This window comes from Streptosporangium sp. NPDC053982 (assembly GCF_055585205.1).
The window spans coordinates 19,158-29,309 of the sequence record NZ_JBVJKQ010000002.1 but is presented as its reverse complement, the minus strand read 5'-3'; the positions used below and the strand labels follow the sequence as shown (position 1 = coordinate 29,309).

Sequence of the window (10,152 nt, the reverse complement as noted above, 5' to 3'; positions counted from 1 at the left end):
GGCCCGGCCCCGCCCGCGGGGGGGGGGCGGCGGGGGCGCCCCCCCCCCCGCGGGGGGGCGGGGGGGGGGGGGGCGGCCGGGGGGGGCCCCCCCCCCCCGGGGGCGGGGGCCCCCCCCCCGCCTCCACGGCGCGGGCGCCCGCGCCCGTCGGCCGCTTTCACGGCGTGGGCGCCCGCGCCCGCCGTACGGCCGTCGGCGGCCCGCCGTGTCCACCATCGCGCCAGGGCGTCCGTCCCCGTCGTGCCCACGCGCCGGACGCCCCCGCCCGCCGTACGGCCGTTCCCGGCCACTGTGGCGTGCGCGGACACCCGGGATCCTTAATAGGCTGGCAGTCTGTGGACAACAGCACGGGCGAAGGGGCAGCGAGACGCCATGACCACCCAGCCTCCCGGCGAGCCTGAAACCACGGCCGTCCCCACCTGTTACCGCCATCCCGGCCGTGAGACCTACGTGCGCTGCCAGCGCTGCGAGCGTCCGATCTGCCCCGACTGCATGCGGGACGCCTCGGTGGGCTTCCAGTGCCCCGAGTGCGTGGCCGAGGGCAACAAGACGGTACGGCAGACGCGGGCGGTCTTCGGCGGCAGGCCGGTCGGCACCCCGTACGTGGTCTGGACGCTCCTGGCGGTGAACGTCCTGGCCTACGGCGCCCAGTTCCTCGACCCGGGGGTGATCGGCACCTTCTCCACCCTCTCCCCGGCCATCTACGAGGGCGAGTGGTGGCGCCTGGTCACCGGCGCCTTCCTGCACGCGCAGCCGGGACAGGGCTTCTCGATCACCCACATCCTGTTCAACATGCTGGCGCTGTACGTCATCGGCCCGCAGCTGGAACGCAGCCTCGGCTCGCTGCGCTTCCTGGCCCTCTACCTGCTCTCCGCACTCGGCGGCTCGGTCGCGATATACCTGTTCGGCATCAACGCGGTGGGCGCCTCGGGCGCGATCTACGGCCTGTTCGGCGCGCTGTTCGTGGTGGGCCGGAAGCTCCGCTACGACGTCACCGGCGTGCTGTGGCTGATAGGCATCAACGTGTTGATGACGTTCACCCTCAGCGGCATCAGCTGGCAGGGCCACCTGGGCGGCCTGATCACGGGCGTCGCGGTGGCGGCGATCCTCGTCCACGCGCCGCGCGGGAACCGCACCCTGTTCCAGCTAGCCGGCTGCGTGGCGGTGTTCCTGCTGCTGGTCGCGGCGGTCACGCTGCTGCCGCCGCTCGCCTTTCAGGCTCGGTACGGCCTTCCCGTCTGATCATCCACACCCCGGAACTTCCCCAGGGTGTGGATAACCCTGTGGAAAAAACTAACGCCAGCGGGTGGACAACACCACACCGAAGATGATGAAAACGAACCCGATGAACAGGTTCCAGTTGCCGAGGGCGCCGATGAGGGGCGCGGTGGGGGCCACATAGTAGACGGCGATCCACAGGATGCCGATGATCCAGGAAGCCACCATGACCGGCGCGAGCCAGCGCGGGCTCACCTTGACCGTCTGGGCCGTCTGCGGCGGCGTGTAAACCGCCTTCTTACGAGTCTTGGACTTGGGCACTGGGCTCTCCTGCGTCAACCCTGCGCGGTCCGGATCGTGCGCAGGCCATTTCAGCCAGCGTAGTCGCTGGTGGGTGAAGTCCCGAGTAAGAATAGTCCGCACACATGGGACATGGCGATCCCACGGGTGATCAGTACGGGGCAAACCTTGCGCCAACGGCGCGCTCCGCTCCGGTTCCGGGCGGCTCCTCCCGCCTAGCCTGATCGCATGAGAGCCGCGCTGAGAGCCCTGGGGGAGACGGGCGCCACGCTGGGCGCGGTCCTGTTGCTCTTCTGCGCCTACCTCGTCTGGGGGACCGGCTCCTACACAGGTGAGCAGCAGGTGCTGCTGCGCAGGCAGCTCGTCGAGGCCAGGAAGAACATCGTGCGATCCGGCAGGCTCGGCGAGGTCCCGGTGGGCGGGGCGCTGGCCATGCTGCGGATCCCCCGGCTCGGCGATCTCTACCGGTACGCCGTGGTGGAGGGGGTCGACTGGGAGCAGCTGCGGATGGGGCCCGGTCACTATCCCGGCTCCGCCCTACCCGGAAAAATTGGAAATTTCGTTATTTCTGGGCATCGAACCACCTACGCCGCCCCGTTCAATCGCCTCGACGAGCTCCACCGGGGCGACTACATCGTGGTCGATGCCCGTGACGCCCGCTACACCTACCGGGTCACCCACAAGCATGTGGTCGATCCCACCGACCTCGACGTCATCGCCCCGAACCCCGCCCATCCCGACCGCAGGCCGACCAAGGCCCTGATCACGCTGTCCACCTGCCACCCGGAGTACTCCGCCGCCCAGCGGCTGATCGTCATCGGTGAGCTGGAGAATCGCCGGGACCACCGTCCCTGGATGGTCGATCGGAAGCGCGAGTCACCACGGGCCGGCCGGAAGCCGGAACCGCTCCGGGCCGGCCGGAAGGAGCGGAAGCCGGAACCGCCGAGGGCCGCCCACCGCCCACCGGACGGCCCGGTCGTGGGAACGGACGCGGCGGGGGGCCGCGCCGCGGACGGGCACCGACACCCCTCCACGCGCGGCCCGGCGATGCATGATCAGGCGGCCGCGCACGACACGAGGCACGGTCCGGCGGTTGCGCACGACACGAGCGAATGAGGAGGGTCGCGTGTACGGGTGGATCTGGCGCGTGCTTCCCGGCGGTCCCGTCGGCAAGACGGTCGGGGCGCTGACGCTGGCCGGGCTGACGTTGGCCGTACTCTGGTTTCTCGTGTTCCCCTGGATCGAGTCCCGGATTCCCTTCGACCACGTCACGATGGTCCGATGACCTCGCGTCACCCGATGACCCAGCATGACCGGACGGTCCCGTACGACCGGACGGCCCCGCGCCACCCGATGGCCCCGTACGACCGGGCGGCCCCGGGTGACCGGATGACCCCGTGCGGGCCGGAGTCGGCGCCGCGCGTCCTCGTCGTGGACAACCACGACAGCTTCGTTCACACGATCGTCCAGTACCTCCGCGAGCTGGGCGCCTCCTGCGACGTGCGCCCGCGTGACCTCGTCGCGGCCGAGGACGCCGACGGGTTCGACGGGGTCCTGATCAGCCCCGGCCCCGGCACCCCCGAGGACGCGGGGGTGAGCGTCCCGCTCGTCGGCCGCTGCCGGGACCGTGGCCTGCCGCTGCTCGGCGTCTGCCTCGGCCACCAGGCCATCGCCGTGGCCCACGGCGCCACCGTCGCACGGGCCCCCGAGCTGATGCACGGCCGGACCAGCGCGATCGTCCACGACGGCAGCGGGGTCTTCGCCGGACTGCCGTCCCCGGTCACCATGACCCGCTACCACTCGCTGGCCGTCGTCCCGGGAACCGTACCGCCCGATCTCCGGGTGACCGCGACCACCGCGGACGGCACGGTGATGGGCCTGCGGCACCGTGACGCGCCCGTCGAGGGTGTGCAGTTCCACCCGGAGTCGGTGGTGTCCGAGTACGGTCACCGGTTGCTCGGGAACTGGCTGGGTGAGATCTGTAACACCCGCGTCCGCCTGAACGACTAACCAGTGAGCCCTTCCGCCATCGCCCCCGAGTGACGGAAGGGCTCACTACTTCTCTCTCCTTCCTCCGCTCCGGGCGGCCCCGCTCCGGACAGCCGACCCCGAGCGGCCCGGTTCCGAGCGGCCCGGTTCCGAGCGGCCCGGAGTGGTTCACGGGGCCGGTGAACGACGAAGGAGCCCCGCCGTACGGCGGGACCCCTTCATCGCGGTGCGGACCGGTCGCTCAGTTGCCGTCGCCGGGCGGCGGGTTGTCGAAGACGTCGCCCCCGCCGTCGTCCTGGCCTCCGCCGTCGTTGTTGCCGCCGTCGGTGTTGGTGTCGTCCGGCTGGGGCTCGTTGAAGGTCGGCTCGTCGCTCGGGGTCGTCGGCTGCTCGGTCGGCCGCGGCGCCTCGCCGCTGGACACGACCAGCGTGATCGTGGTGCCCGGCTGGACCTTCGCCCCCGCCTCGGGGCCCTGGCTGAGGACGGTGTCCTTGGGCAGTTCGCTCGCCTGCGGGACGACCTTGGCCTTCAGCCCGGCCTGCTGCAGCAGCCGCTTGGCGTCCTGGACCGTGAGGTTGACCACACCCGGCACGTCCACGGCCGCCTTCGGGACGTAGATCCGGACAGTGCCGCCCTTGGCGGCCCGCTTGCCCGCCTCGGGGTCGGTCTTGAAGACGACGCCCTCCTTGCCGCTGGAGACCTGGGGCAGCACGCTGACCTTGAAGCCCTTCTCCTCCAGCGCGGAGGTGGCCTCCTCGGTGGTCATGTTGACCACGTCGGGCACCGCGACCTTCTCCGTGCCCTTGGAGACGACGAGGGTGACCTCGCTGCCCTTGGCCACCTCGGTGTCGGCCGGTGGGTCGGTCTCGATGACCGTGCCCTTCGCCATCTCGTCGTCGTACTTCTCGCTGACCTTGACCTTGAGATCCATGCCGGTGAGCGTCTTGGTGGCCGCCTCCTCGGTCTGCGAGATCAGCGCGGGGATCTTCACCTTGGTGCCCTTGGCGGTGTCGCCGGGGGAGCTCAGGAACTTGTAGCCCACGCCGATGAAGGCGCCGATGATCAGCAGCGGGACCAGGATCCACGCGGCGGTCTTGACCGCGGCGTTGCCGTTGCCCTGCTGGCGGCGCCGGCCGCGCTCGCCGCCTCCGCCGCCGGCCCCTCCGGCCACCTCGGTGCCGTACTCGTACGCCGGAACGGAGGTGGTGCGCTGGGTGGCCGGGCCGCCGGCACCTCCCGGAGGCTGCTGCATGGTCCGGGTGGCGGAGCCGTAGTTGGTCATCGCCATCGTCTGGGCGTCCATCGGCATCCCGGACAGCGCCCGCTGGATGTCGGCCCGCATCTCCCCGGCGTTCTGGTAGCGGTGCGCCGGGTCCTTGGCCATCGCCTTGAGAACGATGGCGTCGGCCCACTTGGGGATCTCGGGGTCGATCTGCGACGGCGGGATCGGGTCCTCGCGGACGTGCTGGTAGGCGATCGCCACGGGGGAGTCGCCGGTGAACGGCGGCTGCCCGGTCAGCAGTTCGTACAGCACGCAGCCGGTGGAGTAGATGTCGCTGCGGGCGTCGACGCGCTCGCCCCGGGCCTGCTCCGGCGACAGGTACTGGGCGGTGCCGATGACCTGCGCGGTCTGCGTCATCGTCGCGGCCGAGTCGGCCATCGCGCGGGCGATGCCGAAGTCCATGACCTTGACGTCGCCGTTGCGGGTGATCATGATGTTCGCCGGCTTGATGTCCCGGTGGACGATGCCGCCGCGGTGGCTGTAGTCCAGCGCCCGCAGGATCCCGTCGACCAGCTCGGCCGCCCGCTCGGGCATCAGCCGCCGGTCGGCGCGCAGCAGGTCGCGCAGCGTGCGGCCGTCGACGTACTCCATCACGATGTACGGCACCGGCGCGCCCTCGGAGACGTCCTCACCGGTGTCGTAGACCGCGACGATGGACGGGTGGTTCAGTGACGCGGCGGACTGCGCCTCCCGGCGGAACCTCGCCTGGAAGATGTGGTCCCTGGCGAGGTCCGCGCGGAGAGTCTTGATGGCGACGACCCGGTCCAGCCGGATGTCTCGAGCGCGGTACACCTCGGCCATGCCGCCGCGTCCGACGACACCGTCGAGCTCGTAGCGATCGCCGAGGCGTCGGGGCTGAGTCATTTCCTGCACTGTCCCTTACCGTTCATCTTGGGTGCCGGTGATCCCTTGGTCCACCGGTGTCCATCATCGACCCCGTGCCGCATTACGTCTCCCCGTTCGGCGGGTCTGTTTCGCCGGGGCCGGGGGTGGTGCTGGTCGTGGTGCTCGGCGTCGCCGGAGGGGCGGTGGGGGTCGGGGGCGGGGCGGTCGGAGTGGGGCTGAGCGTCGGCGACGTGCTCGGCTGTGCGCTGGGCGTGGCCGATGTGCTAACGGTAGCCGACGGCGTGGGTGAAGGCCGGTGCTGCTTCGTCGGCACGGCCGACGGCCGGCTCCGGACCGGCTTGGGGCGCGTCGGCGTGGGCGACGGGGAGGCGGTGATGATCGGGCTCATCGGGACGACCGGCGAGCCGGACCCGGGATCGCCGTTCCGGTGCGTCAGGTCCTGGGCGACCAGCGCGCCCAGCCCGACGGCCGCCGCGCATCCCGCCACCGTCGCGGCGATCACCGTCGTACGGCGCAGCCCCCTGCGGGAGCGCCGCCCGCCGCCCGCGGTCTCCGCGCCGGGGCCGTACGGATCCGAGCCCGCGACACCCGCACCCGCGGCGCCCGAGCCCGCGACACCCGCACCCGCGGCGCCCGAGCCCGCGACACCGGTGCCCGCGACGACCGGTCCCGTACCCGCGGCGCCCACGGGGCCCGTGCCGGCCGTACCCGCGGCGCCCGTGCCGCCCGTGTCCGCGTCGTCCGCGTCGACGGGGGTCGGCGTCCCGGCGTCCGCGTCCGCCGGGGCGGGAACGACGTCGCTCGGCCACTCGCTCGCGGGCTCCGCCCGCCACCCGTGCGGGTCGGTCAGCTGCGCCAGCCCGGCCGCGCCTGCGGCGGCGAGCGACTCGCGCAGCGCGCGGGCCCGCCCGGCCAGCTCGTCGGCCTCGGCCGGGCGGCTGCCGGGGTCCTTGGCCAGGCACCGCATCACCAGGTCCCGAACGGCCTGCGGCACGCTCTCGGGCAGCGGCGGCGGCTCCTGGCCGATGTGCATGAGCGCGATCGCCACCTGCGTCTCGGAGACGAACGGCGGCCGGCCCGCGAGGCACTCGTAGGCGACCACGCCGAGCGAGTAGACGTCGGTGGCGAGGGTCAGCCGCTCTCCCGACGCCTGCTCGGGGCTGATGTACTGGGCGGTGCCCATCACGGTGCCCGTCCGCGTCATGGGCGCGGCCTCCAGCGCCCGGGCGATGCCGAAGTCGGTGATCTTCACCGTTCCGGTCTCGGTGACCAGCAGGTTGCCGGGCTTGATGTCGCGGTGGATGATCCCGGACCGGTGTGCGGCGGCCAGGCCCCGGGCGGTCTGCTCGACCACGTCCAGGGTGTTCTCGACGCCCAGCGGGCCGCCGCGCTTCAGGATGGCCGCCAGCGACTCGCCGGAGACCAGCTCCATCACGAGGTAGGCGACGTCGTCGGCCTCGCCGTAGTCGAAGACCTGGGCGATGCCGGGGTCGGACAGGCCGGCCGCGATCCTGGCCTCCATCCGGAACCGCTCACGGAAGTCGGGGTCGGCCGCCACGTGGCGGCGCAGCAGCTTCACCGCCACCTCGCGGCCCAGCAGCTCGTCGCGGGCCCGCCAGACCTCGCCCATGCCGCCCGTCGCGATCCGCCCCAGCGGGCGGTATCGGTCCCCGAGCAACGCGGTCATCGTCTCAGCACCGCTTCCATCACGCTCTTGGCGATGGGGGCGGCGGTGTGGCCACCGGTGGCCTCGCCACCGGCGCTCCCGGACTCCACGATGAGCGCGACCGCGATCTTCGGGTCCTCGGCGGGGGCGAAGGAGATGAACCAGGCGTGCGGCGGCTTGCCGGGGGCGTTCTCGGCGGTGCCGGTCTTGCCGCCGACGGACACGCCGGGGATCTTCGCGGCGCCCGCGGTGCCCTTCTCGACGACGTTGACCATCATCTCCCGCAGCTTGCGCGCGGTGTCCTCGCTCACCGCCTGGGAGAGCTCCGTGGGGTCGGCGGAGTCGATCTCGCCGCCCTCGGCGTCGGCGATCTTGTTGACGAGGTACGGCTTCATCACGACGCCGTTGTTGGCGATGCCCGCGGCGACCATGGCCATCTGCAGCGGGGTCATCTGGTTGTTGCGCTGGCCGATGGAGGTCATGGCGAGCGCCGCGTCGTCCTCTTTGGGGCCGATCCCGCTGCCGGCGACCGGGAGCGGGATGCTCAGCGGCTCGCCGCCGATGCCGAACTTCTCGGCCTGGTCCTTGAGCGCGTCGTAGCCGAGGTCCATGCCGATCTTGGCGAACGGCGTGTTGCACGACAGCTCCAGGGCGAACGACAGCGTCACCCGGCCGCTGCCGCACGACTCGCCGGCGTAGTTGGGCAGGTCGTGGCTGGTGTTGGGCAGGTCGAGCACCGGCGGGGCGTCCACCTGGCTCTCCGTGCCCAGGGAGTCGTCCTTCTCCAGCAGGGCGGCCAGGGTCACCACCTTGAAGGTCGAGCCCGGCGGGTAGGTGCGCTCGATCGCCCGGTTGATCAGCGGCTTGTCCCCGTCCTTGTCCAGCTTGGTGTACGCCTTGTTGACGTCGGCCTTGTTGGGCACGGCCAGCGGGTTGGGGTCGTAGGACGGGACCGAGACCATGGCACGGATCGCACCGGTCTTCGGCTCGATCGCGACCAGCGCGCCCTTCTTGCCGCTGGCGCTCAGCGCCTCGTAGGCGGCCTTCTGGGCCTCGGGGTCGATCGTCAGGTCGACGTTGGCGCCCTTGGTCTTCTTGCCGCTGAACAGGTCGATGCCGCGCCGGAGCATCAGGTCGGCGCTGGAGCCGCTGAGCAGGCCGTTCTCGGCGTGCTCCATGTCGCGCTCGCTCTCGGGCGCGAAGAAGCCGGTGACGGGCGCGTAGACCTTGCCGCCGGGGTAGCGGCGCTCGAAGCGGTAGTCCTTGTTGACGCCGGTGTCGACCGACTCGGCGAGCACCTTGTCGCCGGCGGTGATCCGGCCGCGCTCGACCTCGTAGCGGGCGAGGAAGTTGCGCTTGTTGCGCGGGTCGGAGCTCAGCTTGTCCGCCTTGACGGCCTGCAGGTAGTTCACATTGAACATGAGCAGGCCGAACATGAGCAGACAGGCGATGGCGACGCGCTTGAGGGGACCGTTCATCGCTGGAACACCTGCGTCATTCCTTCGTCCTGGATGGCCTGGGGCGGCGGCTGCCTGGCCGCGTCCGACGTGCGCACCAGCAGCGCGATCAGGATCCAGTTGGCCAGCAGCGCCGAGCCGCCCTGCGACATGAAGGGCGTGACCAGGCCGGTGAGGGGGATCAGGTTGGTGACGCCGCCGACGATGATGAAGACCTGCCAGGCGATGATGAACGACAGGCCGCCCGCCAGCAGCTTGGAGAACGGGTCGCGGGCCGCGAGCGAGGTGCGCAGGCCGCGCTCGACCAGCAGCGCGTAGAGCATCAGCAGGGCCATCACCCCGGTCAGGCCGAGCTCCTCGCCGGTGGCCGGGAAGATGAAGTCGGAGATGGCCAGCGGGATCATGTCGGGGTGGCCCTGGCCGAGCCCGGTGCCGAGGATCTTCCCGGTGGCCAGGCTGAACAGGCCCTGCATGAGCTGCTCGCTGCCGCCGACCTGCTGGAAGAGCTCCTGGCTCTCGGGGTCGAGGAAGACCTCGAACCGGTTGTGCACGTGCTCGAAGAGCATCCCGGCGAGGATGGCGCCGCCGATGAACAGCAGGACGCCGATCAGCACCCAGGAGGTGCGCTGGGTGGCGACATAGAGCATCGCGATGAACGTGCCGAAGATGAGCAGCGAGGAGCCGAGGTCCTTCTGCAGGATCAGCACGCCGAGGCTGAGGCCCCAGACGATGAGGATCGGGCCGAGGTCGCGGGCCCGGGGCAGGTCGATGAAGAGCAGCCGCCGCCCGGCCAGGGCCAGCACGTCGCGCTTGGCGACGAGATAGCCGGCGAAGAACACGATCAGCGCGAGCTTGGCGAACTCGGCGGGCTGGAGGGAGAAGGCGCCGAGGTTGATCCAGATCCGCGCGCCGTTGATCTCCTTGCCGACGAACGGCAGCAGCGGCGCGATCAGCAGGGCGAGGCCGAGCGCGCCGGAGGTGTAGGTGAGCCGCTGCAACGCGCGGTGGTCGCGCAGCACGATCAGCGTGACGGAGAACATCACGACCCCGACGGCCGTCCACATCAGCTGGGTCGCGGCCGACGCGCCGAACGCCTTGGCCTCCTCCAGCCGGTAGATCATCACCAGCCCGAGCCCGTTGATCAGCGTCACCAACGGCAGGATCAGCGGGTCGGCCCAGGGGGCGAACTTCGCCAGCACCAGGTAGGCCGCCAGCATGAGGCCGCCCAGGCCGAGGCCGTAGCCCAGCATCCCCGCGGGGATCTTCTGGTCGACGGCCAGGCCGACGTTCGCGTACGCGAACATCACGATCGCGACCGCGAAGGCCAGCATCGCGAGCTGGGCCACCCGTCGCTTGGCGGGCATGGGAACGGGTTCTGCGGCAGGGGTGCTCAT

General features: G+C 71.3%; 9 protein-coding genes. 4 read left to right on the top strand and 5 right to left on the bottom strand.

Features of this window, described 5'->3' with window-relative positions:
- Positions 1 to 372 precede the first annotated feature (372 nt).
- A complete protein-coding gene (locus ACZ6W9_RS02910; protein ID WP_362944043.1) occupies positions 373 to 1,242 on the top strand; it encodes a rhomboid family intramembrane serine protease in 870 nt (289 codons plus the stop codon).
- A gap of 51 nt (positions 1,243 to 1,293) precedes the next feature.
- Here the strand turns inward: ACZ6W9_RS02910 and ACZ6W9_RS02905 are convergent, their stop codons facing one another.
- Positions 1,294 to 1,539: a cell division protein CrgA gene (locus tag ACZ6W9_RS02905; RefSeq protein ID WP_189250144.1), complete on the bottom strand. Its 246-nt coding sequence runs from the start codon at positions 1,537 to 1,539 to the stop codon at positions 1,294 to 1,296.
- Positions 1,540 to 1,746: 207 nt separating this feature from the next.
- On the opposite strand from ACZ6W9_RS02905, the gene ACZ6W9_RS02900 reads away from it, so the two are divergent.
- Genes ACZ6W9_RS02900 through ACZ6W9_RS02890 form a run of 3 tightly spaced genes read left to right on the top strand, consistent with a single transcriptional unit; the run spans position 1,747 to position 3,528 of the window.
- Entirely contained in the window at positions 1,747 to 2,634 is an 888-nt protein-coding gene (locus tag ACZ6W9_RS02900) for a class E sortase (RefSeq protein WP_470116617.1), read from the top strand.
- A gap of 10 nt (positions 2,635 to 2,644) precedes the next feature.
- Positions 2,645 to 2,803, top strand: a complete 159-nt coding sequence (locus ACZ6W9_RS02895) for a hypothetical protein (protein WP_389961792.1) — start codon at positions 2,645 to 2,647, stop codon at positions 2,801 to 2,803.
- Positions 2,804 to 2,817: 14 nt separating this feature from the next.
- Entirely contained in the window at positions 2,818 to 3,528 is a 711-nt protein-coding gene (locus ACZ6W9_RS02890; RefSeq protein ID WP_470116616.1) for an anthranilate synthase component II, read from the top strand.
- A gap of 220 nt (positions 3,529 to 3,748) precedes the next feature.
- On the opposite strand, the gene pknB is transcribed toward ACZ6W9_RS02890, so the two are convergent.
- The 4 genes from pknB to ACZ6W9_RS02870 form a co-directional block, all read right to left on the bottom strand.
- The gene (gene pknB / locus ACZ6W9_RS02885; RefSeq protein WP_389961794.1) at positions 3,749 to 5,653 is read right to left on the bottom strand and encodes a Stk1 family PASTA domain-containing Ser/Thr kinase; all 1,905 of its coding nucleotides are present in this window, start codon (positions 5,651 to 5,653) and stop codon (positions 3,749 to 3,751) included.
- A gap of 82 nt (positions 5,654 to 5,735) precedes the next feature.
- Positions 5,736 to 7,322, bottom strand: a complete 1,587-nt coding sequence (locus tag ACZ6W9_RS02880) for a serine/threonine-protein kinase (RefSeq protein WP_470116615.1) — start codon at positions 7,320 to 7,322, stop codon at positions 5,736 to 5,738.
- The gene (locus ACZ6W9_RS02875) at positions 7,319 to 8,779 is read right to left on the bottom strand and encodes a peptidoglycan D,D-transpeptidase FtsI family protein (RefSeq protein WP_389961798.1); all 1,461 of its coding nucleotides are present in this window, start codon (positions 8,777 to 8,779) and stop codon (positions 7,319 to 7,321) included. The genes ACZ6W9_RS02880 and ACZ6W9_RS02875 overlap by 4 nt, the downstream gene beginning before the upstream one ends.
- The gene (locus ACZ6W9_RS02870) at positions 8,776 to 10,152 is read right to left on the bottom strand and encodes an FtsW/RodA/SpoVE family cell cycle protein (protein ID WP_470116614.1); all 1,377 of its coding nucleotides are present in this window, start codon (positions 10,150 to 10,152) and stop codon (positions 8,776 to 8,778) included. Before ACZ6W9_RS02870 ends, ACZ6W9_RS02875 begins: the two co-directional genes overlap by 4 nt.